The sequence below is a fragment of the Mycobacterium sp. NGS68 genome (assembly GCF_059812195.1).
Genome location: NZ_JCALCE010000003.1, coordinates 188,868 through 214,152, shown reverse-complemented (window position 1 = coordinate 214,152; position 25,285 = coordinate 188,868). Strand labels below are relative to the sequence as shown.

27 protein-coding genes are annotated in these 25,285 nt (G+C 68.1%); 13 read left to right on the top strand and 14 right to left on the bottom strand.

The features are described from left to right. Positions 1 to 117: 117 nt before the first annotated feature. On the top strand, positions 118 to 462 hold the full coding sequence (locus AC5Y5V_RS05845) for a hypothetical protein (RefSeq protein ID WP_499931867.1): 345 nt from the start codon (positions 118 to 120) through the stop codon (positions 460 to 462). 41 nt (positions 463 to 503) lie between these two features. On the opposite strand, the gene AC5Y5V_RS05840 is transcribed toward AC5Y5V_RS05845, so the two are convergent. From AC5Y5V_RS05840 to AC5Y5V_RS05810, 7 genes are all read right to left on the bottom strand, one after another. Then, the gene (locus tag AC5Y5V_RS05840; protein WP_499931865.1) at positions 504 to 2,492 is read right to left on the bottom strand and encodes a peptidoglycan D,D-transpeptidase FtsI family protein; all 1,989 of its coding nucleotides are present in this window, start codon (positions 2,490 to 2,492) and stop codon (positions 504 to 506) included. Then, on the bottom strand, positions 2,489 to 3,625 hold the full coding sequence (gene ftsL / locus AC5Y5V_RS05835) for a cell division protein FtsL (RefSeq protein ID WP_499931863.1): 1,137 nt from the start codon (positions 3,623 to 3,625) through the stop codon (positions 2,489 to 2,491). The genes AC5Y5V_RS05840 and ftsL overlap by 4 nt, the downstream gene beginning before the upstream one ends. After that, a complete protein-coding gene (gene rsmH / locus AC5Y5V_RS05830) occupies positions 3,622 to 4,773 on the bottom strand; it encodes a 16S rRNA (cytosine(1402)-N(4))-methyltransferase RsmH (RefSeq protein ID WP_499931861.1) in 1,152 nt (383 codons plus the stop codon). The genes ftsL and rsmH overlap by 4 nt, the downstream gene beginning before the upstream one ends. Continuing rightward, positions 4,748 to 5,179 (bottom strand): division/cell wall cluster transcriptional repressor MraZ, encoded by a 432-nt coding sequence (mraZ, locus tag AC5Y5V_RS05825; RefSeq protein ID WP_499931859.1) that lies wholly within the window; start codon positions 5,177 to 5,179, stop codon positions 4,748 to 4,750. Before mraZ ends, rsmH begins: the two co-directional genes overlap by 26 nt. A 425-nt stretch (positions 5,180 to 5,604) precedes the next feature. After that, positions 5,605 to 5,880 carry a cytochrome C oxidase subunit IV family protein gene (locus AC5Y5V_RS05820; RefSeq protein WP_499931857.1) on the bottom strand — a complete coding sequence of 92 codons (276 nt, stop codon included), beginning with the start codon at positions 5,878 to 5,880 and terminating at the stop codon, positions 5,605 to 5,607. After that, positions 5,880 to 6,470, bottom strand: a complete 591-nt coding sequence (locus AC5Y5V_RS05815) for a cytochrome c oxidase subunit 3 family protein (RefSeq protein WP_499931855.1) — start codon at positions 6,468 to 6,470, stop codon at positions 5,880 to 5,882. The genes AC5Y5V_RS05820 and AC5Y5V_RS05815 overlap by 1 nt, the downstream gene beginning before the upstream one ends. Before the next feature lie 10 nt (positions 6,471 to 6,480). After that, the gene (locus AC5Y5V_RS05810; protein WP_499931853.1) at positions 6,481 to 7,254 is read right to left on the bottom strand and encodes a hypothetical protein; all 774 of its coding nucleotides are present in this window, start codon (positions 7,252 to 7,254) and stop codon (positions 6,481 to 6,483) included. A gap of 231 nt (positions 7,255 to 7,485) precedes the next feature. Here AC5Y5V_RS05810 and AC5Y5V_RS05805 point away from each other — a divergent pair, with 231 nt between their 5' ends. The 12 genes from AC5Y5V_RS05805 to AC5Y5V_RS05750 all read left to right on the top strand — a co-directional run bounded on the left by AC5Y5V_RS05805 (position 7,486) and on the right by AC5Y5V_RS05750 (position 18,929). Further along, positions 7,486 to 8,226 (top strand): hypothetical protein, encoded by a 741-nt coding sequence (locus AC5Y5V_RS05805; RefSeq protein WP_499931851.1) that lies wholly within the window; start codon positions 7,486 to 7,488, stop codon positions 8,224 to 8,226. Between the two features lie 31 nt (positions 8,227 to 8,257). Beyond that, the gene (locus AC5Y5V_RS05800) at positions 8,258 to 9,337 is read left to right on the top strand and encodes an acyl-CoA dehydrogenase family protein (protein WP_499931849.1); all 1,080 of its coding nucleotides are present in this window, start codon (positions 8,258 to 8,260) and stop codon (positions 9,335 to 9,337) included. Positions 9,338 to 9,446: 109 nt separating this feature from the next. Next, entirely contained in the window at positions 9,447 to 10,613 is a 1,167-nt protein-coding gene (locus AC5Y5V_RS05795) for an acyl-CoA dehydrogenase family protein (protein ID WP_499931847.1), read from the top strand. Beyond that, positions 10,613 to 11,380 carry an SDR family NAD(P)-dependent oxidoreductase gene (locus AC5Y5V_RS05790; RefSeq protein WP_499931845.1) on the top strand — a complete coding sequence of 256 codons (768 nt, stop codon included), beginning with the start codon at positions 10,613 to 10,615 and terminating at the stop codon, positions 11,378 to 11,380. Before AC5Y5V_RS05795 ends, AC5Y5V_RS05790 begins: the two co-directional genes overlap by 1 nt. Next, positions 11,380 to 12,582, top strand: coding sequence for a thiolase family protein (locus AC5Y5V_RS05785; protein WP_499931843.1), 1,203 nt, complete (start codon positions 11,380 to 11,382; stop codon positions 12,580 to 12,582). The genes AC5Y5V_RS05790 and AC5Y5V_RS05785 overlap by 1 nt, the downstream gene beginning before the upstream one ends. Next, positions 12,579 to 13,805: an acetyl-CoA hydrolase/transferase family protein gene (locus AC5Y5V_RS05780; protein WP_499931841.1), complete on the top strand. Its 1,227-nt coding sequence runs from the start codon at positions 12,579 to 12,581 to the stop codon at positions 13,803 to 13,805. The genes AC5Y5V_RS05785 and AC5Y5V_RS05780 overlap by 4 nt, the downstream gene beginning before the upstream one ends. Further along, positions 13,802 to 14,743, top strand: a complete 942-nt coding sequence (locus AC5Y5V_RS05775; protein WP_499931839.1) for a hydroxymethylglutaryl-CoA lyase — start codon at positions 13,802 to 13,804, stop codon at positions 14,741 to 14,743. Before AC5Y5V_RS05780 ends, AC5Y5V_RS05775 begins: the two co-directional genes overlap by 4 nt. A gap of 33 nt (positions 14,744 to 14,776) precedes the next feature. Continuing rightward, complete coding sequence (locus AC5Y5V_RS05770) at positions 14,777 to 15,535, top strand: SDR family NAD(P)-dependent oxidoreductase (RefSeq protein WP_499931837.1); 759 nt, start codon at positions 14,777 to 14,779, stop codon at positions 15,533 to 15,535. Between the two features lie 29 nt (positions 15,536 to 15,564). Then, a complete protein-coding gene (locus tag AC5Y5V_RS05765) occupies positions 15,565 to 16,350 on the top strand; it encodes an enoyl-CoA hydratase/isomerase family protein (RefSeq protein ID WP_499931835.1) in 786 nt (261 codons plus the stop codon). 24 nt (positions 16,351 to 16,374) lie between these two features. Continuing rightward, positions 16,375 to 17,187 (top strand): enoyl-CoA hydratase/isomerase family protein, encoded by an 813-nt coding sequence (locus AC5Y5V_RS05760; RefSeq protein ID WP_499931834.1) that lies wholly within the window; start codon positions 16,375 to 16,377, stop codon positions 17,185 to 17,187. A 2-nt stretch (positions 17,188 to 17,189) separates the two neighbouring features. Further along, complete coding sequence (locus AC5Y5V_RS05755) at positions 17,190 to 18,035, top strand: enoyl-CoA hydratase/isomerase family protein (RefSeq protein ID WP_499931832.1); 846 nt, start codon at positions 17,190 to 17,192, stop codon at positions 18,033 to 18,035. Between the two features lie 99 nt (positions 18,036 to 18,134). Further along, positions 18,135 to 18,929: a hypothetical protein gene (locus tag AC5Y5V_RS05750; RefSeq protein WP_499931830.1), complete on the top strand. Its 795-nt coding sequence runs from the start codon at positions 18,135 to 18,137 to the stop codon at positions 18,927 to 18,929. Positions 18,930 to 18,968: 39 nt separating this feature from the next. On the opposite strand, the gene AC5Y5V_RS05745 is transcribed toward AC5Y5V_RS05750, so the two are convergent. The 7 genes from AC5Y5V_RS05745 to AC5Y5V_RS05715 all read right to left on the bottom strand — a co-directional run bounded on the left by AC5Y5V_RS05745 (position 18,969) and on the right by AC5Y5V_RS05715 (position 25,263). Beyond that, a complete protein-coding gene (locus tag AC5Y5V_RS05745) occupies positions 18,969 to 19,634 on the bottom strand; it encodes a CAP domain-containing protein (RefSeq protein WP_499931829.1) in 666 nt (221 codons plus the stop codon). Between the two features lie 26 nt (positions 19,635 to 19,660). Beyond that, positions 19,661 to 20,035, bottom strand: coding sequence for a DUF732 domain-containing protein (locus tag AC5Y5V_RS05740; protein WP_499931827.1), 375 nt, complete (start codon positions 20,033 to 20,035; stop codon positions 19,661 to 19,663). A 10-nt stretch (positions 20,036 to 20,045) separates the two neighbouring features. Next, positions 20,046 to 20,561 carry a hypothetical protein gene (locus AC5Y5V_RS05735; protein WP_499931973.1) on the bottom strand — a complete coding sequence of 172 codons (516 nt, stop codon included), beginning with the start codon at positions 20,559 to 20,561 and terminating at the stop codon, positions 20,046 to 20,048. A gap of 95 nt (positions 20,562 to 20,656) precedes the next feature. Beyond that, entirely contained in the window at positions 20,657 to 21,310 is a 654-nt protein-coding gene (locus AC5Y5V_RS05730; RefSeq protein WP_499931826.1) for an Rv1363c family protein, read from the bottom strand. Positions 21,311 to 21,358: 48 nt separating this feature from the next. Continuing rightward, the gene (locus tag AC5Y5V_RS05725) at positions 21,359 to 22,825 is read right to left on the bottom strand and encodes an MCE family protein (RefSeq protein WP_499931824.1); all 1,467 of its coding nucleotides are present in this window, start codon (positions 22,823 to 22,825) and stop codon (positions 21,359 to 21,361) included. After that, the gene (locus AC5Y5V_RS05720) at positions 22,826 to 23,983 is read right to left on the bottom strand and encodes a virulence factor Mce family protein (RefSeq protein ID WP_499931823.1); all 1,158 of its coding nucleotides are present in this window, start codon (positions 23,981 to 23,983) and stop codon (positions 22,826 to 22,828) included. It abuts the gene before it with no gap. Further along, entirely contained in the window at positions 23,980 to 25,263 is a 1,284-nt protein-coding gene (locus AC5Y5V_RS05715) for a virulence factor Mce family protein (RefSeq protein WP_499931972.1), read from the bottom strand. Before AC5Y5V_RS05715 ends, AC5Y5V_RS05720 begins: the two co-directional genes overlap by 4 nt. Positions 25,264 to 25,285 lie beyond the last annotated feature (22 nt).

Genomic DNA, 25,285 nt, shown 5'->3' with positions numbered 1-25,285 from the left:
CCTGCCGGCGGTGCCGCAACACCGAAATCGCCAAACTCCCAGGCCCACACGCCGGCGCCGCGGCAGACTGGTCCCGATCCAGACCGCGTCGACATCGACTTATACGGAGGGTGCACGATGCGAACGACAATGATGGGGGCCGTCGTGGGAGCCGTGGTAGTGGCCACCGGGACGGCGCTCACGTCCGTGCCCGGGGTGGCCGCGGCCCAACCGGACCGCTGTCACTCGGTGGACCAACCTCTCGATTACCACGGCCAGGCGGTGAGCTACGTGGTCACCTGCGACAGCGGCAGCGGCAACTTCAGGACGGTCGTCAAGTGTTACGCCCCCGGGGACGAACGCGCGTTCTCCTACCAATACGGCCCGACGGTGCCGGCACCGGGATCGTCCAAGGCTGACTGCCCGCCCTGGCCCTCACCCTTATATGCGGTGTATTCCGGACGCTGGGAAGCCCAGCCGTAGTACCGGCCGCTAGACGCGTCGCTCGCCCGCGACAAGCGCCCCTACGTCTGCTGCAGCGTCAGCGGCGGTCCCGGGTCGGGCGACAGCGGGACGTTTCCGCGCTGCATCAGCCAGCCCGCGATGTTGTGGAACAGGGGCGCCGCCGAGTGGCCGGGTGTGCCGTCGGCGTTGCGCTGCGGGTTGTCCATCATGATGCCGATGACGTAGCGGGGATTGTCGGCGGTGGCCATGCCGGCGAACGTGATCCAGTAGACGTCGTCGAAGTAGCAGCCGCAGCCCGGGTTGATCTGCTGGGCGGTCCCGGTCTTGCCGGCCATCTGATAGCCGGGCACGGCCGCCGCGGGCCCGGTGCCCTGCTGGTAGCCCATCGGATCGTGCTGCACGACGGCGCGCAGCATGCCGCGCACGGTCTGCGCGGTCTGCGCCGACACCACCCGAATGCCCTCGGGGCGCGGCTCTTCGGTGCGGGTGCCGTCCGCGGCGATGGTGGCCTTGAGGATGCGCGGCGGGATCCGCACCCCGTCGTTGGCGATGGCCTGATACATGCCGGTCATCTGCAGCAGGGTCATCGAAAGTCCCTGCCCGATAGGCAGGTTCGAGAACGTGCTGCCCGACCACTGGTCGATCGGCGGCACCAGCCCGGCGCTCTCCCCGGACAGCCCGACCCCGGTCCGCTGACCCAGCCCGAACTTGCGGACCATGTCGTAGAAGCGCTCCGGGCCGACGCGTTGGGCCAGCATCAGCGTGCCGACGTTGGACGACTTCCCGAAGACGCCGGTGGTGGTGTAGGGCATCACCCCGTGCTCCCAGGCGTCATGCACGGTGATGCCGCCCATCTGGATCGTGCCGGGCACCTGCAGCACCTCGTCGGGGTTGGACAGCCCGTACTCGATCAGCGAGGACGCGGTAATGATCTTGTTCACCGAGCCCGGCTCGAAGGGCGAGGTGACGGCCAGGTTGCCCAGTTGCCGCTCGCCCTGGCGCCCGATGTCCTGCGACGGGTCGAAGGTGTTGTCGTTGGCCATGGCCAGCACTTCGCCGGTCTTGGAGTCGAGCACGACGGCCGATACGGTGTGCGCGCCGGACGCGTTCTTGGCCTGCTGCACCTGCTGCTGCACGTAGAACTGGATGTCGTCGTCGAGGGTGACCTGGATTGTCGAGCCGTTGAGCGCCCGGTGCTGGTTGCGGTAACTGCCGGGGATGACCACGCCGTCGGAGCCGCGGTCGTAGGTGACCGAACCGTCGGTGCCGGCGAGCACGGCGTCCTTGGACTCTTCCAGGCCCAGGAGTCCGTGGCCGTCCCAGTCGATGCCGCCGATGATGTTGGCCGCCAGCGATCCGCCGGGGTATTGACGCAGGTCCTGCCGTTCGGAACCCACCTCGGGATACTTGTCGGAGATCGCGCTGGCCACGGCGGGGTCGACGGCGCGAGCCAGGTAGACGAAGTTCTCGTCGCTCAGCAGCTTCTTGAGCAGGGTCGGCGCATCCGGCTTGTTGCTGAGCCGGCCCGCGATCTCCTTGGCGATGTCCTGCATCCGCTGCTGCGGGTCGGGGGCCGCCGGGTTCTTGGACCGCGCCTCCTCCAGCTGGTGGCGGACCCGCTTGGGCTGGAAGGTCAGCGCCCGCGATTCGATGGTGAACGCGAGCTGGTCCTTATTGCGGTCGATGATGCTGCCGCGGACCGCCTTCCGGACGTCGGTGACCTTGAGCTGGCCGGCGGCCTGAGCGCGCAGACCCGGGGCGTTGGAAACCTGCAGCAGGAACAGCTGGGTCGCGGCGACCGCTATCAACGCCAGGATCGCGATGTTGCCGGCCCGATGCCGGAACACGAACGACGCGCCGCGCGTCCCGGCCTCCACCGCCTGCCGGGTGCGCCGCTCCCGCGCCGAGCGGCCGAGCGCCGAGCCCGCACCCGCGCCACGGGACTTCTTGGGCTCCTTGGGCTGCTTGGCCTCTCGGGCGGAATTGCGGGGTTGACGACGGCGCACCGGCGCCGACGGGCGCTCGCGCTTCGACTCGCCGCGCCTCATCGGGCCGTCCCCGGCGCCACGGGTGCGACGGGCGCGACGGGCGCCACGGGGGCGACCGGGGCGATCGGCTGCGGCACCGGCGGTGGGAGCTGGGCCGGCACCGGGACCGGCACCGCCGCACCCGGGACCGGCACCGCCACACCCGGGATCGGCTGGCCGGGCACCGGCAACTGTCCGGGCACGGCCGGCACCGGCACCTGACCCGGCACGGCCGGGACGGGTACACCCGGTAGGCCCGGCGGCTGGCCCGCGACCGTCCCGGGCAGGTGCGGCCCGGCGGGCGTGGACAGGTGCTGACCACCGATGGTCGTCGAGCCGTCCGGGCCACGCAGCAGCGCCTCGGGCCCCGACCTGGGCGGCACGGCCGCGCCGGGCGGCGGCAGCACCATGACCGGGACTTCCGCCGGATCCACCGGGGGCTTGGGCGGCGGCGGGGGGCCCTCGTCGGGAAGCTTGGCGTTCAACGGGGGCGGCGGGACGCCGTCGGCCGGATGCGGCGTGCCCACAACCACCCAGCTGCCGTCGGGAGCCTGGACCAGGTGGGCGGTGTCCCTCGTCGGGATCATCCCCTGCTTGCGGGCCGCCTCGGCCAGGGCGGGCGCCGACTCCGCTTCGCGCACATCGCGTTCCAGCGCCTCCTTCTGCTGCTGCAGCATCCGCGTCTTCTCGCGCGCGTGGCTGAGTTTGTACGAACGCTCGGCGGAGTCGGTGGACAACCACAGGGTGAGCGCCAGCCCCAGCCCCAACGACCCGATCACCAGCACCACAAACGGGACCCTGCTCACCAACGTGCTGGGCCGCAGGTCGATGGCGGCCAGCCGGGTGGCCAGCCGCTCGCTCAACTTGGGCCGGACGACCTTGGGCGCCTTGGCCTTACGCGCCTTGGCCCGGGCCTTGGCCTGGGTGGTGTTCTTGGCGCGGGCCGACCGCTCGACGGGCCTGGCGATCGGGCTGGTCTGCGGGCCGGACTTCGACGAGCGAGCCTCACGTGCGGGTGTGCGCGTCCGGGTGCGGCGTGCGGACGTCGAGTCCGCCGTCGGGCGCCTGCCGGTGCGGACGGCGCCATCGTGGGTGCGCCGACGCTCCGCACCGCCGCGTTTCCCGGCCCCGCGGGCCTCACGCTTGGCTTTCATGAACCGCCCTTCCCAATCCGTTGCAGGGCCCGCAGCCGCACCGGGGCGCTGCGGGGATTGCGTTCGATCTCAACGGCATCCGCGCGCTCGGCGCCGCGGGTCAACGACCGGAATCGCGGCCCGTGGCCGGGAAGCTCGACCGGCAGGCCCGCCGGCGTGCGCGAGGCGACCGCCTCGGCGAACACGCGCTTGACGATCCGGTCTTCCAGCGACTGGTAGGCCAGCACCACGATGCGGCCCGCGACGGCCAGCGCATCCAGCGCGGCCGGCACGGCCCTGCGCAGGGTGTCCAGCTCGTCGTTGACCGCGATGCGCAGCGCCTGGAACGTGCGCTTGGCCGGGTGTCCGCCGGTGCGCCGGGCGGGCGCCGGAATCGCCTGGTAGAGCAGGGCGACCAGCTCCGCGGTCGACGTGAACGGGGTGCGCGAGCGCTGGCGCACGATGTGCGTCGCGATGCGCCGGGCGAACTTCTCCTCGCCGTATCGGTGCAGGATGTCGGCCAAGGCGGCCTCGTCATAAGTGTTGAGGATGTCGGCGGCCGACAACGGCGACTCGGGATCCATCCGCATGTCCAGCGGCGCGTCCTGGGCGTAGGCGAAGCCGCGCTCGGCCCGGTCGAGCTGCATCGACGACACGCCGAGGTCGAAGAGCACCCCGTCGACTGATTCCGCTGCGTCGTAACCGGATTCGGCCAGCGCGGCAGGCAGGCCGTCGTACCGGGTATGCACGAGGGTGACCCGGTCGCCGAACCTGTTCAGTCGGGCGCCGGCGATCTCCAGCGCGCTCGGGTCGCGGTCCAAACCGATCAGCCGCAGGCCCGGCAGCTCGGACAGGAACCGTTCCGCGTGTCCGCCCGCCCCGATCGTCGCGTCGACGAGGACCGCGTCCGATCCGTCCGGGTGATGGCGGGTCAGCGCCGGGGTGAGTAGCTCGAGGCAACGATCGGCCAGGACGGGCACGTGACCGAAATCTGCGTCAGCCACCGCAACACCTCCCCGGTCCTGGCCGGCCTCCGAAATCTGAGCCCTTGCGTGGAGGTCTCTGTCCGAACGGGTGAACCTGGCGTTGGGGAAGTACGCCAGGGTCGGTTCGGGCAGAGGCCACCAGGCACGGGCACGCGCCTCAGATGATGTCGCCGAGTGCTTCATCGCTGGCCGCGGAGAAGTTCTCTTCGTGGGTTCGTTGGTAGTCGCTCCAGGCCTGTGCGTCCCAGATCTCGAGGTAGTCCACCGCCCCGATCACCACGCAGTCCTTGGAGAGGTTGGCGTAGCGCCGGTGGTCGGCCGACAGCGTGATCCGGCCCTGGGCGTCGGGATGCTGCTCGTCGGTGCCGGCGGCCAGGTTGCGCAGGAACGCCCTCGCCTCCGGGTTGCTCTTCGACGTCTTGCTGGCGCGGCGCGCCAGTTGTTCGAATTCCGCCCGCGGGTAGACGGCGAGGCTGTGATCTTGGCTCTTGGTGACCATCAACCCCCCTGCCAACGCGTCACGGAATTTGGCGGGCAGCGTGAGCCGCCCCTTGTCGTCGAGTTTGGGCGTGTAAGTGCCGAGAAACACCAGCTCACCTCCCGTTCGGGACCGGCTTTCGGACTCACCCACCCACTCTCGAATACTTCAGCCACCATACCCCACAGCCCCCCACTTTGCCCCATTTCCAGGGTGTCGTCGTGGCGTTTCTGCCGTTATTCACCACAGCAGGCCATGACTAGGCCGTCACGGGCCACTACGCGACCGTGTGTCGCATCGAAAAACCGCATTTCAGGAGCCGAAATGTGCTGGTGAGACGCGGGTGGGGCGACAGTGGGGCGAAGTGGGGCTCGAATCGGACACGACTGGGACACAACTTCGGATACCAGCGGGATTTGACGCCCTCCCTGCCCCCCGAGCCTGCGATGGTGGCAGCGAACCTGCGCCCCCTAGCGATTGAGCCGCGACGGCGGGCCCTCAGCGCAGGCTCGAGCCCTCAGCGCAGGCTCGAGGCGTCATGCCAGGGACGGAGTGAGAAACCAGAAGCCCAGGATCACGCCGGCGACCGCCACAGGCCAGGTCTCGAAAAAGACCCGCACGGGCAGCGGCGCCTGCCGCAGCTCCATGAAGTCCAGAACCACGTACCTCACCTTGACCGCCGCTATGGCGAAGGTGCCGACGACGGCGACGGCCGGACTGAACAGGTTCTTGGACAGCCCCCACGTCGTCAGGCACGTCAGCACCATCAGGGCCAGCCACACCCGTGTGCTGCGCTCGCGCAAAACCGACATCAGGCCGCCTTCATCAGATACAGCAGCGGAAACAGCACGATCCACAACAGATCGACGAGGTGCCAGAACGAGGCCACCGACTCCGGGACCGCCCGGCGGGCACTGCTGAAGGCGGCCCGCTTAGCCCTGACCCACAGGAACGTCAGCAGCACGGTGCCCAGCAGTACGTGTGCCAGATGAATCCCGGTAAGGGTGAAGTACCACATGAAGAAGGGGTCGGTGCCCGGCGTGATGCCATGCGCGAACTTCTGGAAGTACTCGAACGATTTGGACACCACGAACATCAGACCGGTCAGCACTCCCCCGAGTAGATAGCGGGGAACTCGCGCGAGGAGGTCGCGCTTGATCGCCTGGACAGCCAACGCCACACACCAGGAACTGGTCAGCAATATCAGGGTGTCGAGGCCGCCCAGGTTCATGTTGAGCGTGTGCCGGGAGGCCTCAAACACCGCCGGATTCTTCAGCCGATCCTGCATGAAGGTGAGAAACAGGATCGCGAAGATGACCGAATCGGCGCCGATGAAAACCCAGATGCCCTCCACTCCGGGAAGGCGTCTGGGTTCCACGCGTTCAGCGGTATCGACGCTCATGCTGTGACGGTCAGGCCAGTCCGGCCGCCTCGTCCTCTGCCTTCAGCCGGGGAATCGCCTTGATGATGAAGTAAGACAGGCTGGGGATCCAGAAGAACCACGTGAAGAAGGCGATCCAGAAGCTGATCACGCCGTTGAAGGCCAACGGTCCGGTGGTGACGAACGGGATCGCGCTCACCGCGAAGAACGACGCGAATGTCACCCAGCCCCACCAACTTACAGCGTTGGGAACCAGCTTCTTCTCCCGCTTGTCCCGCATGAACGTGATGCTGATCGCGGCGATCTGCAACGAGGTGACAAAGTACGCCAGATCGAACAGCAGCCAGCCCATCCAGTACAGCATGTGCATGACGCTCGCCGGCAGGTACGCCGCCTCGTGCGCGGCGGTCAGCCAAATCGCCAACGTCACCATGACCGGCGCGCAGGTGATGGTTCCGCCCATCATCTCGATCTTGGACAACAGGCCGCCGGGCCCGTCGATGCGTTCCATCACGCGGGCCACTGCCACGCTCCATGACATGTAGAAAGCCGTCATCGTGACGCAGATGCTCAAGGCAATCAACAGCGGAAGCCTCAGCTCTTGAAAGTGCGCCTTGACCTCCTCCGGGGTTGCGCTGGGCGGGAACGGCGGCATGTTGTGAGCCACAATCCCCCAGAGGACGAAGACGGCGAACAGAAACGCGGGGCCAGTCCACGCCAGGACCTTCCAGGCCGTGTAATCGGTTCGCGGCTCGGACACGCCGCGCGCCGCGGCGGTCGGGGCGGGCGGAGAATATGTTGCCATTGGACCTGCTCCTCAACGGGGTGCATCACGCTTACAAAGTCGCCACCATCGTCACCCGCGAGAGCCCTGCCGCGCTTCACCCGAATGAGCTAACTTTTCCTACCCATTTGGAGGCATTCGGCGACTGACCAGGCACAACCGACGAACCATGCCTTGGCTTTTGGTCAGTCCATTCGTATGATTGGACCTCTATCCCGTATCCCGCAGACTACGAACATTCGCGAGGTGACCATGGCGGCGCCAGAACGGCTCGGCTCACAGAAGTTCGCACTCTGGTGCAATTGGATCTTCGTTGCACTCACCGCGATCGGCTGGCTCGGTATCGCCCACTTCTACCTCCCCGCACGCGCCGACTTGGGACTCGAGGCCACCAAGGTGTGGTTCAGCCAGACGCATCACTGGGGGACCATCGTCGGTTGCAGCCTCTTCTACATCGCCGCGGGAATACTCACGCCGGGCTCCATCGCGTTCGGCATCATGCTGGCCAAGATCGAGGGACGTTGGCCGGTCTGGTCTTTCACCACGGCCGTCTGCGGGGTGTTCATCTCGTTGATCGTCTTCCTCAACGCCTGCGCGTGGATCGTGTCCGCCTACCGAAAGGAAAGCGGAGCGGACGTCATCCAGGCTTTTTACGACTGGGCCTGGTTCGCTTTCCTGCTCGGCTGGATCTACCTGGCCGTGGAGATGGCGGCGACCGGCGTCGTGGAACTGATGGATCATCGCGACCGGCCGATGATTCCCCGCTGGCTCACCTGGCTGACGTTCGCGGGAGCCGTGACGCTGTTCTTCGCGGCGGGTCCGGCGTTCATGAAGAGCGGACCGTTCGCCTACCACGGGTTGCTCGCCTTCTATCTGCCGGTTGCCATCTGGGGCGCCTACCTCAGCCTGACGACGTGGTACATGCTCAAGGAACTCAAGCGGGCACCCGAGCCGCAGCCCGGCCAGGTGGCCGCCGCGAGCCTCACCGCGTGACGGTGTGCTTGTCGATTCAGGAAGGACACCAATGCATTTAGAGCTTTCCAGCGAGCAGGAGCTATTCATTGCCTCGCTGCGCGAGTGGTTGGGCGACCGTGCCGACTCGGCGACGGTTCGCGGATGGCTGGACACCGGCGACGCGACGGCCTTCGAAAGGAACTTCGTCGACGAGGGCTGGGGCGGCGTCGGTTTCGACGAAGACCTCGGCGGCCAGGGTGGCGGCCTGCTGGAACTGGCGCTCACCGCGCGAGAACTCGGGCGCGCGGCGGCACCCTCGGCCGGCTGGCTGCAGTCGGCGATCGTCACGCCGGCGCTGGCCGACGAACCGGCGCTGCTGCGTGCGGCGACGGAGTCCGGCGAGGTGACCGCGCTCGCGGTGCGCGCGGACCGAATCCCGGCGCCGGTGACGTCGGTGGACGGCGGCACGGGCCGGTTGCGCGGGCAGGTTCCTTGCGTGCTGGGCGCCCACCGGTCGCGGCAGCTGCTGGTGCCCATCCCCGACGGCGAAGCCACCTCGCTGTGGCTGGTGGACAGCGCCGACCCGGGGGTCCAGATCCGCCCCCGCGCCCTCCTCGACCGTTCGCGCGACGTCGCCGACATCGTCTTCGGCGATGCCACCGGGCGCCGGCTTGACGTCGACGGTTCCGCCGCTATCGCCGAAATCGCCACCAGGGCAGCTGTTCTCGTCGCCGCCGATGCGCTGGGCGCTTCCGAGCGGATGCTGCAGCTGGCCGTTGACTACAGCAAACAGCGCCGGCAATTCGGCACGCCGATCGGGTCCTTCCAGGCCGTAAAGCACGCCGCGGCGCAGATGCTGGTCACGGTGGAATCGTCGATGTCCGTCGTCTGCTACGCGGCGCAGTCCGCCCAGGAAGGGCTGCCCGAACGCGCCACCCATGCCGCCGTGGCCAAGGCCCAGGTCACCCGCGGGGCCGCCGAAATCGCAGACAGCGCACTGACTTTGCACGGCGCCGTCGGCTACACGTGGGAACACGACCTGCAGCTGTTCTACAAGCGGGCCAAACTCGACCGGGTGCTGTTCGGCACCCCGGCAGCCTGGAACGAGAAAATCGCCGGCGTCCTGCCGCTTCTGCCCGCCCCCGCCTGATGGCGCGGGGCGGCCATGCCGGGCCTCCTGCGGCCTTCCCTTTTGGTCTGTCCATTAGTATGATTTGCACAAGCGTAAGTATCCGACAGTTCGTCGAGCGGAGATCGGTGTGGACTTCCAACTGAGCGAGGATCAGCAGACGATCCGCGCCGCCGTGGCCGAGCTGGCCGGCAAGTTCGACGACCAGTACTGGATGGCCAAAGACCAGCAACACGAATTCCCCACGGAGTTCTACGACGCGTTCGCCGACGGCGGCTGGCTGGGCATCACCACGCCGGAGGAATACGGCGGCCACGGGTTCGGCATCACCGAGGCCTCGATCCTGCTGGAGGAGGTCGCCGCCAGCGGCGCCGGCATGAACGGCGCGAGCTCCATGCACATGTCGATCTTCGGCATGCACCCGGTGATCGTGCACGGCTCCGACGACCTCAAGGCCCGCAACCTGCCCCGCATCGTCACCGGCGATCTGCACGTGTGCTTCGGGGTGACCGAACCGGGCGCGGGGCTGGACACCACCAAGATCACCACGTTCGCCCGCCGCGACGGCGATCGCTACGTGGTCAACGGCCGCAAGGTGTGGATCTCCAAAGCGCTGGAATCCGAGAAGATCCTGCTGCTCACCCGGACCACCAAGTTCGACGACGCCAAGCGCAAGACGGACGGCATGACGCTGTTCTTCACCGACCTGGACCGCGACAAGGTGGAGATCCGCCCCATCCCGAAGATGGGACGTAACGCGGTGTCCTCCAACGAGCTTTTCATCGACGGCCTCGAGATTCCGGTCGAGGACCGCGTCGGCGAGGAAGGCCAGGGCTTCCGCTACATCCTCGACGGCCTGAACCCCGAGCGCTGCCTGATCGCCGCCGAAGCACTCGGCATGGGCCGGGCCGCGCTGCGCGCCGCCGTGCGGTACGGCAACGACCGGGAGGTCTTCGGCCGACCGATCGGAATGAACCAGGGCATCCAGTTTCCGCTGGCGGATTCGCTGGCCCGCCTCGACGCCGCCGAGCTGATGCTGCGCAAGGCGACGTGGCTGTACGACAACGGCGAACCCTGTGGCCGCGAAGCCAATACGGCCAAGTATCTGTGCGCCGACGCCGGATTCACCGCGGCCGACCGGGCACTGCAGACCCACGGCGGCATGGGTTACTCCGAGGAATACCACGTGGCCCGCTACTTCCGCGAAGCCAGGCTGACCCGCATCGCCCCGATCAGCCAGGAGATGGTGCTCAACTACCTGGGCGAGCACGTGCTGGGCCTGCCGAGGAGCTACTGATGACCGCGAATCGTGACGTGTTCCGCCTCGACGGCCGGTCGGCGCTGGTCACCGGGGCGGGCGGCGGCGTCGGAGAGGCGATCGCCCGGGCGTTCTCCGCGGCCGGGGCCGCGGTCCTGGTCACCGACATCGACAAGGACGCCGCCGTCGCGACCGCGGAATCCATCGTGGCCGGTGGTGGCACCGCGGCGCCATTCGTCCTGGACGTCAGAGATTCGGCCGCCGCGGCCGAAGCCGCCGCAGCCGCAGCGGAACTCGGCGACGGCGCGCTGCACATCCTGGTCAACAACGCGGGCGCGATCGCGCCGGCCATGTTTGCCGACCTGTCGGAGGAGAACTTCCGCCGCATCGTCGACATCCATCTGCTGGGCAGCTTCGTGTGCAGCCAGGCCGCGCTGCCGCACCTGCCCACCGACGGCACCGGCCGCATCATCAACGTCACCTCCGCCGCGGGCCTCACCGGGACCATCGGACAGGCCAACTACGGCGCCGCCAAGGCCGGGATCATCGGGCTGACCAAGTCATTGGCGCGCGAACTGGCCCGCAAAGCCATCACCGTCAACGCCGTCGCGCCGCTGGCCGCCACCGCCATGACCGAGAACATCCGCAGCAACGAGAAGCTTGCCGCCAAGACACTCGCCCGGATCCCATTGGGTCGCTGGGCCTTTCCCGACGAGATTGCGCCGGTGTTCGTGTTCCTCGCCTCCGACGCCGCGTCCTATATCACCGGCCAGGTGCTGCCGGTCGACGGCGGGACGGTGATCTGATGGGCCGCACCGTAACCGGACCGTTCGCCGTGACCGGCCGTGTCGTGTACATCGTGGAGGCGGTGCGCACCCCCACCGGCCGTTCGCATCCCGAGCGCGGCTGGTACCGCGATACCCACCCCAACGCGATACTCGGCGCCTGCTACACCGAATTAGTCGGGCGCACCGGCATCGATCCCGCGATGGTCGAGGATCTGGTGATCGGTTGCACCGCACCGTTCGGCGAACAGTCCCGCAACATCGCACGCAACGCGTGGCTGCAGGCGGGCTACCCGGCGGAGGTGCCCGCCACCACGCTGGACCGGCGCTGCGGGTCCGCGCAGACCGCGCTTGCCATGGGCGCGGCCCTGGTGGCCTCCGGCACGCATGACGTCGTGATCGCCGGGGGCGTGGAACACATGGGACACGTGCCCATCGACTCACCGGGCAAGATCTCCGAACTGTACGGAGACCCGTGGCCGGCCGCGTTGCGCGAGCGGTACGGCTTTGTGCACCAAGGCGAAAGCGCCGAACTGATCGCCGACCGCTGGCACATAGACCGTGTCGACATGGACGCATTCGCCGCGCAGTCGCACCAGAGTGCCGCCAAGGCCATCGCCGACGGCCGGTTCCTCGCCGAGATGGTGCCACTGGTGCTCGACGGCGAGACCCGGCTTTCCGATCAGTGTGTGCGCCCCGAGACCACAGTGGAGACCCTGGCCAACCTCAAGCCGGTGTTCCGCAAGCAGAACGGTCGGATCACGGCGGGGTCCTCCTCGCCCATCAGCGACGGCGCTGCCGCGGTGCTGCTGTGCTCCGGGGCCGCCGTACGACGCCTCGGGCTGCGACCACGGGCCCGCATCGTCGACCAGACCACCGTCGGGGTCGATCCGGTGATCATGCTGACCGGGCCCATCCCCGCCACCCGGAAGCTATTGCAGCGCAACGCTATCACCGTGGACGACATCGACCTGTTCGAGGTCAACGAGGCGTTCTCGTCGGTGGTGCTGGCCTGGCAGCGCGAGCTGAACCCGGCCGCCGACCGTGTCAACGTCAACGGCGGCGCGATCGCGCTGGGCCACGCGGTGGGCGCCACCGGCGCCCGGCTGACCGCCACCCTGGTCGCCGAATTGGAGCGGCGCGAGGCCGACCTCGGCCTGATCACGATGTGCTGCGGGGGAGGTCTGGGGACGGCGACACTGATCCAGCGGGTGTCGACGTGATCGATTTCGGCAAGTTCCTGTCCCGGGGTGACGGCGTCTGGTGGGGCCAGGCCGCCGCGGAGCCGCGTCCCCTCGTCGACGCCCTGATCCGGCAGAATCCCAAGATCGGCCCGATTCGGGCCTTCACCGGGCTGAGCTGGAACGACCAACTGGCCATCACGATGCCGGGCCGGATGTCCATGGTGTCCTACGGCGGGCTCGGCGAGCTCCGCGAATTGAGCCGCTCCGGACGCCTGGACGTGGTGCCGTGCCACTACTCGGCGCTACCGCGGATGTTCGCCGAGCGCCGGCTGCCGTGCGACGTGGGCCTGCTCCAGGTGTCCCCGCCCGACCGGGACGGCACGTGCTCACTGGGCATCGGCGTCGACTACGTGGCCGACGCGATCGACCACACGCCGGTGCTGATCGCCGAGATCAACGCGCGGATGCCGGAAACCGTTGGTAGTCCGCGAATCCCGATCGACCGGTTCGCCGCGACCATCACCACCGACCGGCCGCTGGCCGAAGATCCCACCCGCGCGCCGGGAGCCACCGAGCGGCGCATCGCCGCGCATGTCGTCGACCTGATCGACGACGGCGACACCGTGCAGCTGGGGGTCGGTTCGCTGGGGACCGCGATACTGGATGCGCTGGCCGAGCACGAGGACCTCGGGTTCCATACGGGCATGGTCACCGACGGCATGCTGCGGCTGGTCGACAAAGGGGTGGCGACCGGACGCCGCAAGGAGATCGACCCGGGCCTGATCGTGGCCGGCACGGCGCTGGGGTCGGCCGAACTGTACAACCGGTTGTCCGAGCTGCCTGCCAGGTTCCTGCCGACCAGTTATACCCATAGCCCGCAGGTGCTTTCGCAGCTGCGATCGCTGGTTTCGGTGAACTTCGCCGTTGAGGTCGACCTGAGCGGCCAGGTCGGCGCGGAGGTCAGCCACGGCGTGTACGTCGGCGCCGTCGGCGGCCAGGTCGACTTCACCCGCGCCGCCGCGCTCACCGGCAAACGGTCCATCATCGCGCTGCGGGCCACGTCCGGCGGCAGGTCCACCATCAAGGCCGCCCTCGAGGGCGGGGTGGTCACCACCGCGCGCTCCGACGTCGACACCGTAGTCACCGAATATGGCGTCGCCCAGCTGCGCGGCTGCAGCCTGCGGGAACGAGCGCGACGATTGATCGAGATCGCCGACCCCAGGTTCCGTGATCAGATCGAGCAGGAAGGGAGCACACTGTGAGCGGACTGCCCGCGCATGTCGATATCCGCGAGGTCGGCCCCAGGGACGGGTTCCAGAACGAGCCGGAGACGATCGCCACGGCCGACAAGATCGACCTGATCAACCGGTTGGGCCGCACGGGGTTGCGGCGCATCGAGGTGGCCAGCTTCGTGCGACCCGACGTGATCCCCCAGCTGTCCGACGGCGTCGAGGTGCTGCGTGGCGTCGAGGTGCCCGAGCACGTGTCGCTGATGGTGCTGGTCCCCAACAGCAAGGGACTCGACAACGCGCTGAAGGTGCGGGAAACCTTCTCGGAGGTGGCGATCTTCGTCAGCGCGTCGGAGACCCACAACAAGAAGAACGTGAACCGCACCATCGCCGAATCCATGGCAGACAACGAGATCATCACCAAGCGCATCGTCGCCGAGGATCTGCGCTGCGCCGCCGTCATCGCCACCTCCTACGGCTGCCCGTTCGAGGGAAAGGTGCCGATGAAGCGGGTGCTCGACCTGGCCGAGCAGTTCGCAGCCGCGGGCGCCACCGAGGTCGGCTTCGGCGATACCACCGGGATGGCCAACCCCGCCTACGTCGGCGAATTCTTCGCCGCGGCCATCGAGCGGCTGCCCGGGGTCGAGGTAACCGCCCACTTCCACAACACCCGCGGCCAGGGCCTGGCCAACGCGTACGCCGCGCTGCAGGCCGGCTGCACCAGCTTCGAGTCCAGCTTCGGCGAACTCGGCGGTTGCCCGGTGCCGGCGGGGTCCACCGGAAACATCGCTTCCGAGGATTTGATCAGCATGTTCGAGGAGATGGGTGTCGCCACGGGAGTGGCGCTGCCGGCCCTGATCGATGCGGCCCGCGCCGCGCAGGATGTGCTGGGCCGCAAGCTGACCAGTCATTCCATCGTCGCGGGGCCGATCGACTGGACACCGAACCCGCACGCACCGTCCTGCCACTAGCTCCACCACCCACCACTGCAAGGAGACACACCTATGAGCCACCGCGTCGCATTCGTCACCGGCGGAGCCCAGGGGATCGGCGAAGGCATCTCGGAGACGCTGGGCGCCAGCGGTTTCCGGGTCGCTGTCGCCGACCTGAACCTCGAAGCGGCGGAAGCCACCGCTAAGCGCATCGCGGCAGCGGGCGGTGAGGCCATCGCCGTCCACGTCGACGTCACCAGCACCGAATCGGTTCGCGGCGCGGTGCAGACCGTCGCCGCCGAACTCGGCGACATCGAGATCGTGGTGAACAACGCCGGCTGGGACGACTTCATGCCGTTCCTCAAGACCTCGGAAGAGTTCTGGGACAAGATCATCGACATCAACTTCAAGGGAGCGCTGCGTGTCATCCACACCGTCGTGCCCGGCATGGTGGAACGCGGCTTCGGCCGGGTGATCAACATCGGTTCTGATGCCGGGCGCGTCGGCTCGTCACTGGAGGCGGTCTACTCCGGCGCCAAGGGCGGCATCATCGCGTTCACCAAGACCCTCGCCCGAGAGGTGGCGACCAAGGGCGTCACCGCAAACGTCGTGTGCCCCGGCCCCACCGACACACCCGCGCTGCGCAAGTTCGCCGACAGCTCGGGCCAGGAGGCCGACAAGGTGATCGGCGGGATGACCCGCTCGGTGCCCATGAAGCGGCTGGGCCGGCCCTCCGACATCGCCGCCGCCGTCGCCTTTTTCGCGTCGGACGCCGCGGAGTACATCACCGGCCAGACCCTGTCCGTCAGCGGCGGACTGACCATGGCCTGACCCAATCCCCAGAGAGCAAAGGAGATCTCGTGGCGAACCCACAAACTCGACAGGCCGTGGCGTGGAACCGGGACGGCGCAGTCGTCGAGATCGTGCTGGACAGCCGCCCGGCCAACGCACTTGGGCTGGAGATCATCACCGGTGTGCACCAGGCGCTCGACTACGTCGAGGCGGTCGGCGCCAAGGTCGTCGTCGTGGCGTCGGCGGTGGACGGCTTCTTCGCCGCCGGCGCCGACATCAAGCACATGTCCACGGTCGACGCGGCATCGTTTCGTGAGTACGGCGATACGCTGCGCGGTGCCGTCGAACGCCTCGCTGCCCTGCCACTGATCTCGGTGGCCGCCATCGACGGGCTGGCCCTGGGCGGCGGCCTCGAATTGGCGATGGCGTGCACACTGCGGGTCGCCTCCGCTCGGTCGCGGCTGGGCCTCCCTGAGGTCAAACTCGGCCTGATCCCCGGCGCCGGGGGCACCCAGCGCCTCCCCCGCCTGATCGGCCGGGGCCGGGCGCTGGACCTCATGCTCACCGGCCGTCAGGTCGCGGCGGACGAGGCGTTGTCGATCGGCCTCATCGATCGCCTCGCCGGAGGGGACACCCCGGTCCGCGTGGCGGCGCGCCAGTTGGCCAACGAGTTGGCAGCGCTGTCGACGCCCGCACAGATGGCCGTGGTGCGAACCGTCGACGCGGCCTACGACCGCCCCCTGGCCGACGGCTTGGGTTTCGAAGTCGAGCAGATACAGCACCTATTCGAGCAGGGCGAGGCGATCGAGGGACTCAGCGCGTTCATCGACAAGCGCGCCCCGCAATTCGCTTGATCCACAGCACGATTGGAAAAAACCATGATCGACCTCGAGCAGGCTACCCAGACGCTGCGTGTCGAGTCCACGGCTGACGGCGTGGTGCAAATCACCCTCGACCGGCCGGATCGGTTCAACGCGATGACCGTGCTCATGTTCGACGAGCTGGGATCGCTGGCCCGTGCGATCAGCGATGACCGCGACGTCCGCGTCGTGCTGATCACCGGCGCCGGCAAGGCGTTCTGCGCCGGCTACGACCTCGACGAGGCCGAGGAACTGGCGTCGCTGTCGGCGCTGGGGATGCTGGACCGCCAGGAGCGCGCCGCCCGGGCGTTGAGCGCGGTGCGGGCCATCCCGGTTCCGGTGATTGCGGCGGTCAACGGCCCCGCCGCCGGCGGGGGCATGTCGCTGTCGCTGATGGCAGATATCCGGCTGGGGTCGCCCGCGGCGAAGTTCAACGCCGCGTTCGTGCGGATCGGCCTGTCAGCGGGCGATCTGGGTGCCTCCTGGCTGCTGCCGCGCCTGATCGGGCCGTCCGCGGCGGCGGAGATCGGCTTCACCGGACGCATCGTCGAAGCCGACGAGGCCGAACGGCTCGGTCTGCTCAACCGCGTTACCGGCGCCGACGACCTGCTGGAGCAGACGCTGGACCTGGCGCGACAAATCTGCGCGAACTCCCCCGGTGGGATCCGAATGTCGAAGCGGGCGCTGCAGGCGAATCTGGAAGTCGCGTCGTTTGCGGCGGCGCTCGAACTGGAAAACCGCGGGCAGGCGCTCCTCACGCGCTGTGACGACATGAGCGAGGCGCTGGCGGCCTTCAAAAGCAAGCGCGCACCGAACTTCTCGGGGCGATGACCATGAGCACGACGACCACCCGCTGGAACCGGGTGTCGCGGCGCGCGCTGCCCGACGTTCTCGACGAGTTGCGGACCGCCCACACCCTGGCATTCCACCAGCACGGACCCGACATCGTGGTGATGTCGGTGAACCGACCGGACCGCGGCAACTCGCAGACCGTCGAGATGTTCGGCGAAATCGCCTGGGCCACTGCCGTCTTACGCAACGCGCCGCTGCGGGCGCTGATCATCACCGGGGCGGGGGGCAAGACATTCTGCACCGGCTTCGACCTCGCCGAGGTCGACGTGCTCACGCGGATGTCGGTGTCCGAGTTCACCGATCTGGTCGAGACGGCGGCCGCCGGGTCCACCGGGTTGCGCGCGCTGCCCTATCCGGTGATCGCCGCGGTGAGCGGGCCCGCCGCCGGCGGCGGCCTGTCCCTCGCGCTGGCGGCCGACATCCGGATCGCCGACCAGACCGCGAGTTTCAGCGCAGGATTCGTGCGGATCGGGCTGTCCATCGGAGAGCTGGGCACGTCGTGGAACCTGGTCCGGATCATCGGTCCCGGCCGCGCCGCCGAGCTGGCATTCACCGGGCGCACCGTGCGGGCCGCGGAGGCGGCGCGGATCGGCCTGGCCGACCGACTCAGCGACAAGCCCGCGCTCGACGCGGCGATCGAGTTGGCCGAAGCCATCGGGTGCAATCCGGACAGCGCCATCCGCTCCACCAAGAACGCCTTGGTCCGCGGGATGGAGAACAACTCCTTCCAGTCGGCCCTGGAGACGGAGAACCGGGGGCAGGCGCTCGCCGTGCAAGTGCCCGAGGCCCGCCGCGCCCTCGTCGGGTTGCGCACCGAGGCACGTTGACCCGCAACGGTTCCCGCCGTCACCGCGTCCCTCCGGTCAGGGAGGAAATTCCTCTGATTGGGGGACGCGAAACGGCGCGTGATCGCATACGGTGACCCCGTGCCGCCGATCGATCACGAATTGAACCTCACCACGCAAGCGATCCTGACCGACCTCAGCTGGGGGCTGACCGCAGCGCTGCTGGTGATCGCGATACGGATGGGTGTGCGCGAACGCACGCCCGTGTATGCGCTGATGGTGCTGGCGGCGTTGATCGGAGCGTTCGCCGAGCCGCTCTACGACGTGGCGATGATGCTGTACTTCTACTCCACGACCGGCATGTGGACGCATTTCACCGCTTTCGACATCCCGCAACCGATCTGGACCCATAGTGGATATGCGGTGCTGTACGCGGCCCCGGCTATCTACATCTCGCGTCAGATCGCACGCGGCAGGATCACACGGCGCGGGCTCTTCGCCTGGGCCGGCATCTCATTTCTCGAATCGGCCACGTTCGAGATCATCGGGATCAACGGCGGCCTGTACAGCTACTGGGGTCCTCATGTGTTTCGTACCTTCCAGTACCCGTTGGTGATCGGCGTTCTGGAAGCCGCGCAAGTGATCTGTTTCGCCGCGGCCGCATCGCAACTACGTGCCCGCTGCACTAATCCGTGGCAGCTGCTGGGCGTGCTGGTGCTGTTCCCGTGCACCTTCTTCGGCGTCAACTTCGGCGCGGGCTGGCCCACCATCGTCGCCGTTCATCTTGCGCACACCTCGAAACCGCTGATCGCGGCAGCAACGGCGACAAGTATCGGCCTCGCGGTGGCGCTCGTGCGCATCGCCGCGTCGGTCCTGCCGCCGGAGTCGCCCACCACGTCGGAACCCACGGGCGGAAGTCTGGTCAACACGCGCTAGTCCCCCGCTAGCCAGCGGCCGTGCCGTTGGGCCGAAGCGCTATCGCGGCGGCATGGCCGGCGGCGGGTACACGCCGCGCAGGATCCACGGGAACCAGTTGACGGCGTATTCGATCTCGTCGCTCGCGTCGTAGTCGGGGGCGGGGTCGAGCGGAACGTTCTCCTGCAGAACCACAACGGGAGGCGGGCCGTTTTGCGGCCCGACCGCGGCGCTGCGGGCCGGAGCCTCCGAGTGCCCGTAGACCGCCACCACGACCGTGCGGTCCACGCTGCTTTCCGACCACACTCCGATCTGGTTGTGTGCACAGTCGGACATGATCGCGAGATACGCGGGGTTGGAATGCCACTGGTTCATCAGCTCGACGCCACTGATCGCCAGCGCGGGATTGATCGCGACGGTCTCGGCCACACCGCCGCGGAAGCCGGCGGCGTTGGCCCGGCCCTGCGGGTCGGACCCGTCAGAACCGATGTCGCCGTCGAGGTTTCGGTTGTTGAGGACATCGAGGGTGTGCCATTGCGCGGCCAGTTGCAGCTGCGGGTTGATCCTGACGTCGTTGGCGCAGCCGGCCTGATGCTGAATCGTGAACACGTTGGCGACCACGCTGTCATTGAGCCGCTTGTTGTCAGCGTTCGCGGCGGGCATGCCCACCGCGGCGCCGGCCGCCACCACGAGCAACGCCGCCACGATGAACTCTCGATTTCCCATGTCAGTTTCCCTTTCCGTCGGGTCCGTCAGCCGCCGGCGCCCGGGGGCCGGTAGTTCGCGGCGGAGTTCCGCAGCTGCCAGATCAGCTCGGGACAGAGCTCGTTGATGGCCTGCGAGATCAGGTACGACGCCTGGAATTCGTCGGAGGTGTCGAAGTCGGCCTTCACCCCACGCATGACCTGTGCATAGGTTCGGCCCGCAGACACCTTGTCGCAGAGTGCATGCCCGTAGTCCAAGGCGGCCTCGGCGCTGGCGAAGTGGTAGCCCGGACGCATCGTCACGTTGACCAGGTAGGCCACCGTGTCCGCACTCGCGCACGGGACGGTCCCGAAGAGTGCCGCGCACGCGAAAGCTGCGCTCGCGAGCAACCTTTCCCACATCCGAGAGGGGTAGCGGTGCATTTTCACGGGCTCAGACCGGGTCGAACTGCGAGATCAGCCACCGCCCGCCGACCCTGTCGAGGCCGACCCGAACGCTCGACGAGCTACTCGTCGGGGCGTCCTGGCCGACGATGATGGTCTGGTTGACGAACAGCAGGACGACGGCATGGTTCGGGCTCACGGACGTCGACGCGGCGGCCGGAACCGTGGCCACGGCGGAGATCTGCTTCTTCTTCGCCCCGGGGATCACGACATCGCGGGTCAGCGAGGTGTAGGCCTGCAGGAATGTGCCCGTCAGCCGGCCCCGCGCGGCGTCGAGGTCGGACTGTACGGTGTCCGGACGGTACGACAACAGCGCAATCGTGCCGTCGGTGGCCGCACGGACCGATTCTGTGCGCGCGGTCGCGGCGCCTCGCGCAGACTCGGCCTGCCACTTGAGGAAGCCCACGACCGGCGTGATCAGCAGTGCCAGGACGGGCAGCGCCACAAAGACGATCACCCGCCCGTAGCCGATGCGACGCCGGCGGCGCGACGGCCGGGCGTCCATGTGTCCGTCCGGCGCGATCGCCTCCGCGACGTCGTTGATGTCGACGTCGTCGTCGACGTCCTTGCGCTTACCGGCACGGCGTGCCGTCACCCGGATCATGACACGAACCCGACGTTGGAAACCTTGACCTGGTCGCCCACCTTGCGCACGGCGATCCGCATCCGCCAGGCCCGGGTAACCGGATCGGGTTCACCGGCATTGGACGTCTGCACGGCCACGGACACCAGAATTTGGGCGCCGTCGGCCGTCTCCGATTCCAGTCCGGCCTCCGTTATCCTGCCGACGGTGCTCGCCTTGGCTTGCTGCAGCACCTCGATGAACGGCTGGGACCGCTTGGCGAAGTCGTTGTAGAACTCCCCCGTCGCGCCGTCCAGGATGCGGTGCACGTCGGCCTCGGCGTGCTGCCAGTCGATGGTGGTCAAGTTCAGTGCACCCTGCCTGGCGACCTGGATGAACTGGTTTCGCTGTGCCTGGACCTGCTGAGCCTGGTGCAGCCGATACCCCCACCAGCCGCCCAGTGCCGCCAGGGCAACAATGAGGGCCACGCCGAACACCGCGGCCCGCCGCTGCGCCGACCGGGGTCGTCTGGTCTTGGCCGCGGGCGTGTCATCCGCGTCGTCGGCGGTGTCATCGTCGGCGTCGTCGGCCGCGGAATCGGGCGAGCCGTCCTCGATTTCGCCAACGTCGTCGCCAATGTCGTCGTCGAGGTCGTCGTCGAGATCCGGTACCGGATCACTTACTACGGTCATGCCGTCCTCCGTCCTGTTCGTGCGTTGTGAGCCGTTGCGCCGGAACCGTCACGGTGCCGGCGGCGGTAGCAGCATCGATTGCCACGTCCTGTCCTTCTGCGCCGCGTGCGCGAGATCGGAGCGGGTGTACTGGTGCCCGTCGGGTCCGATGTAGGTGCCGGTGGCCGGGTCGTACTGAGCCGCGGCGACCGGTGGCGGGGCCGGGCCCGGTGCGGGCGGTCCCGCGCCTGGCGGCGCCGCCCCGGGCGCCAACTGCGGGATGCCCTGGCCGGACAGCGTCGCGTTGGGGTCGCCCTTCCAGTTCCAGCCGTCGTTGAGCGGCACGTATTGCTGGTTGCTCTCGCACAGCTTGACCGTGGGTGCACGCTTGCCGGGCACGGTTTCGCACGGGATGTTCCGGGCCCCCCGCACGTTGAGCATCGAGTCCTGCGGCACCCGGCAGTACAGGTCGCCGGCGGGTCGTTGCGGGTAGTCCTCGAAGGTCGGAATCCGTTGCTGCTGGGCGGGCAGGAATCCGGTGGTGCACGGCGGCGGCAGGTTGAGGTTGAGATTGAAGCTCAGGTATTGGCCGTGGTAGGGCTGCTTGGTGTTCAGGTTGCCCAAGATGCCGGCCTGTTCGGCGCTGATAGACATCGGGAAAATCACCAGCAGCTGCTCGATGTCGTTCTGGTAGGTCAACGCGACCTGGCCGATGCTGACGAGGTTGGCCAGCAGGATGGGCAGCGTCGGCTGCACCCGATCGATCAGTTGACTCATCTCCGCGAACGCCGGACCTGCCTGCTCGACGGTTCCCGCGACCGCGCCGTCGTGCGTCTGCAACTCCCTGGTCACAGTGGCCAGATGTGATGCCCACCCCGCGATCTCGTCCGAAGTGCGGGTCTGCGAATTCAGCACCGGCCGCGACCGGTCGATCAATGCGAGCAATGGGTCCAGATTCTGGCGGGCATCGATCGCCAGGTTGGACGTCCCGGCTACCAGCCGGGACAGTTCCGGGCCGAGCCCACCGACCGCGGTGTAGGACTCGTCGATGACGGTCTGCAGGTTGTCGTGGGGAATCGCCTGCAACGCGGAGTTGGCGGCGCTCAGCAGGGTGTTGATGTTGGGCGGGACCGAGGTGTCGGCCCGGCGAATGACGTCCCCGTCCTTCAGCGGCGGCGAGGTGCCGTTGCGCGGCAGGAACTCGATGTACGACTCGCCGACCGCGGACTGGCTGTGCACCTCGGCCTTGAGGTCCGAGGGAATGCCGATACCGGATTTCAGTGACAACACCGCTTCGACGCCGGAATCGGTCAGATGCACGGATTGCACCTGGCCCACTTCGGTTCCGCGGTAGGTGACGTTGCCCGTGCCGTACAGGCCGCCGGATTCCGGCAATTCCACCCGCACGGTGTAGCGGCCGACGCCGAACAGCATCGCCGGAAGCTTCACGAAGTGCAGCGACATCACCAACAGCGCGATCAGCGCGATCACGCTGAAGATGGCCAGCTGGATCTTGACTCGACGGTGCAGATGCATCTAGGGCCCCTGATCCCAGCGGTACGGAATCGACAGCGGATTGCCGGGAGTGCCCCGGTAGCCGGAGGTGCACGGGCTGGGGAACTGCCCGATCGTGCGGCCCCACTGCAGCTCGAGCTGGGTGAGGTGGCATTCCCACCGGGTGCCGGTGAACAAGCCCTGGTCGATTCGGCTGAGGGTGAGGTCGATGATGGCCGTCAGGTTGGCGTAGTCACCGCGCTGGAAATTCTCGAAGGTTTCGTTGGGGAACGGGAAAGTCAGCAGCAGGCTCAGCGCCCTGGTCATGGCCGGTCCGGCGTTGGCCAGCGACTCCAGCACGGGGCCGAGCTCCCTCAACTCCTTGACCAGGTTCGCTTTGGTCTTGTTGACCGAGTCCACGGTCAGGGCGCTGAACTTGCCCAGCCGGTCGGCGGCCTCGACGAGGTTGGCCCGCTCGTTGCTGAGCACGGCGAGCGCGTCGGGGATGGTCGCCAGCGCCCGATCCACGACGGGCTGCTGCTCGGCGAACTTTCCGACCAGCCGGTTGAGGCTCTCGGTGGCCGCGATGATGTCACCGGACTGGTCGTTGAGATAGGTGGTGAATTTGTCGAGCTGCCCGATCAGGCTGCGCAGATCGCCCTCACGGCCACGGAACGCCGTGCTGAACGCCTCGGTGATGTCCTGCACCTGCCCAATTCCGCCGCCGTTGAGCACCAGAGACAGCGCCGCCAGTGTCTGCTCGGTGTTCGGGTACGCGCCGCCGTGCGACAACGGGATCAGCGAGCCGTCACGCAGTTTGCCCTGAGGCGCTTCGCTTTTCGGCAACTCCAGCTCGATGTGGTAGGAACCCAGCAGGCTGGTGGTGCCGATCTTGGCGGTCGCGTTGGCCGGCAGGGCGACATCGCTGTTGAGCCGCATGCTCACCAGCGCGTGCCAGCCTTGACGCTCGATCTTGGTCACGTGACCGACCGTGACGTCCGCGACGCGCACCCGGGAGTTGGGCTGGATGTTGTTGACGTCGGGCATCTGCGCCTGGATGGTGAACGCGCCCGCGCCGTTGCCCTGCGTGCCCGGCAGCGACAGCGAGTTCAGCCCGTGCCAACCGCAGCCGGACAGGGCTGCCGCGGCAAGCACCAGGATGACGAGGAGCACCGACCCACGGCGCCGGCCGACGGTCATGGGCCGGCCCCTGGTGGGAGCATCATTCCGCGCAGACCCGCCGCGGGACCGGCGGGCGCCGGGGGCGACGGACCGGGCGCGGCAGGCGGCGGACCGGGCGCGGCAGGCGGCGGCGGCCCGGGCACGGCCGGCGGCACGAAATCTGGCCGCATCCATTCCTCGCTGAAGGTGACCTCGTTGGGCCTGGCCTGTGGGCCGACGAACAGGTCCTCGCCCAACGGCGGGTAGTTGTATTGGCGGTTCTTGAAAATCGGCGCCATGTACTGCGCGCAGAGTTTCGCCGCTTGCTCGCCGCCCAGCCGGGAGGCGGCCTGCACCGCTCCGCACAGGAACGCGATCGGGTTGGCCATGTTGTTGCCGGCCAGCGCACCGGTCAGCGCGCCGTTGGACGGCTCGAAGATGTTGTTGAAGTCCTGCAACACCGTCGGGCCGATGTGCAGGGTCTGCTTGATGTCGTCGAGGCTGGCGACCAGCGCGTTGGTGATCGACGCGAGTTTGTCCGACGCGGTACCGACCGCCTCGCGGTTGTCGGCGGTGAAACTTCGCACGTCGGCGACGACCGCGTTGAGGGCTTCGACGGACTGACCGACCTTGTTCGGGTCATCGGCCAGCAGCGACGAGACGGCCGCCATGTTGCGGTTGAGCTGCTCGAGCAGGTCCGCGCTGTCATGCAAGGCCGACACCAGCGTCGAGAGGTCCCTGAAGGTGGCGAAGATGTCTTTGCTGTGGTCGCCGAGCGCGGATACGGTCTGCGACAGTTTGACGATCGTGTTGCGGATGGTGGGCCCCTGCCCGCGCAGGTTGTCGGCGGCGGTATTGATCAGGGAGCCCAGCGTGCTGACACCGCCCGGCTGGGTCGGCTTGAGCAGCTCGGTCACCCGTTGAAGCTGGATCCGCAGGTCATCCCACTCGATCGGGACGGCGGTGCGCTCCTGGGGGACGACGGCGCCGTCGCCCATCGTCGGGCCGCCGGCGTAGGGCGGCGTGAGTTGGATAGCGCGGCCGGTGACCAGCTGCGGCGACAGAATCGCGGCCTTGGCGTCGGCGGGCACCTTGTGCCTGCGGTCGAACCAGAACGTGATCTTGGCGCGCGAAGGCTGCGGCTCGATCTTGACGATCTTGCCCACCGGCACGCCCCGAATGCGTACGTCGTCCCCGGCGAACACGCCATTGCTGTTGTCGAAGTAGGCGGTCACGACGTTTCGCGCGGCGTGATCGCCGGCCCGCACCAGCGCGAACACCCCGGCGACGAGCACCACCACCAGGGTGGCCGCCAGCATGACGCGGCGTTGTCGAATTCCC

Coding starts and splice junctions, on each gene's coding strand:
- AC5Y5V_RS05745 (WP_499931829.1), bottom strand. CDS start 19,634: ATGGGAAATCGAGAGTTCATCGTGGCGGCGTTGCTCGTGGTGGCGGCC.
- rsmH (WP_499931861.1), bottom strand. CDS start 4,773: ATGAAGCACTCGGCGACATCATCTGAGGCGCGTGCCCGTGCCTGGTGG.
- AC5Y5V_RS05805 (WP_499931851.1), top strand. CDS start 7,486: ATGGCGGCGCCAGAACGGCTCGGCTCACAGAAGTTCGCACTCTGGTGC.
- AC5Y5V_RS05815 (WP_499931855.1), bottom strand. CDS start 6,470: ATGAGCGTCGATACCGCTGAACGCGTGGAACCCAGACGCCTTCCCGGA.
- AC5Y5V_RS05785 (WP_499931843.1), top strand. CDS start 11,380: ATGGGCCGCACCGTAACCGGACCGTTCGCCGTGACCGGCCGTGTCGTG.
- AC5Y5V_RS05820 (WP_499931857.1), bottom strand. CDS start 5,880: ATGTCGGTTTTGCGCGAGCGCAGCACACGGGTGTGGCTGGCCCTGATG.
- ftsL (WP_499931863.1), bottom strand. CDS start 3,625: ATGAAAGCCAAGCGTGAGGCCCGCGGGGCCGGGAAACGCGGCGGTGCG.
- AC5Y5V_RS05725 (WP_499931824.1), bottom strand. CDS start 22,825: ATGCATCTGCACCGTCGAGTCAAGATCCAGCTGGCCATCTTCAGCGTG.
- AC5Y5V_RS05715 (WP_499931972.1), bottom strand. CDS start 25,263: ATGCTGGCGGCCACCCTGGTGGTGGTGCTCGTCGCCGGGGTGTTCGCG.
- AC5Y5V_RS05735 (WP_499931973.1), bottom strand. CDS start 20,561: ATGGACGCCCGGCCGTCGCGCCGCCGGCGTCGCATCGGCTACGGGCGG.
- AC5Y5V_RS05740 (WP_499931827.1), bottom strand. CDS start 20,035: ATGCACCGCTACCCCTCTCGGATGTGGGAAAGGTTGCTCGCGAGCGCA.
- AC5Y5V_RS05800 (WP_499931849.1), top strand. CDS start 8,258: ATGCATTTAGAGCTTTCCAGCGAGCAGGAGCTATTCATTGCCTCGCTG.
- AC5Y5V_RS05845 (WP_499931867.1), top strand. CDS start 118: ATGCGAACGACAATGATGGGGGCCGTCGTGGGAGCCGTGGTAGTGGCC.
- AC5Y5V_RS05720 (WP_499931823.1), bottom strand. CDS start 23,983: ATGACCGTCGGCCGGCGCCGTGGGTCGGTGCTCCTCGTCATCCTGGTG.
- AC5Y5V_RS05760 (WP_499931834.1), top strand. CDS start 16,375: ATGATCGACCTCGAGCAGGCTACCCAGACGCTGCGTGTCGAGTCCACG.
- AC5Y5V_RS05840 (WP_499931865.1), bottom strand. CDS start 2,492: ATGAGGCGCGGCGAGTCGAAGCGCGAGCGCCCGTCGGCGCCGGTGCGC.
- AC5Y5V_RS05730 (WP_499931826.1), bottom strand. CDS start 21,310: ATGACCGTAGTAAGTGATCCGGTACCGGATCTCGACGACGACCTCGAC.
- AC5Y5V_RS05790 (WP_499931845.1), top strand. CDS start 10,613: ATGACCGCGAATCGTGACGTGTTCCGCCTCGACGGCCGGTCGGCGCTG.
- AC5Y5V_RS05755 (WP_499931832.1), top strand. CDS start 17,190: ATGAGCACGACGACCACCCGCTGGAACCGGGTGTCGCGGCGCGCGCTG.
- AC5Y5V_RS05810 (WP_499931853.1), bottom strand. CDS start 7,254: ATGGCAACATATTCTCCGCCCGCCCCGACCGCCGCGGCGCGCGGCGTG.
- AC5Y5V_RS05770 (WP_499931837.1), top strand. CDS start 14,777: ATGAGCCACCGCGTCGCATTCGTCACCGGCGGAGCCCAGGGGATCGGC.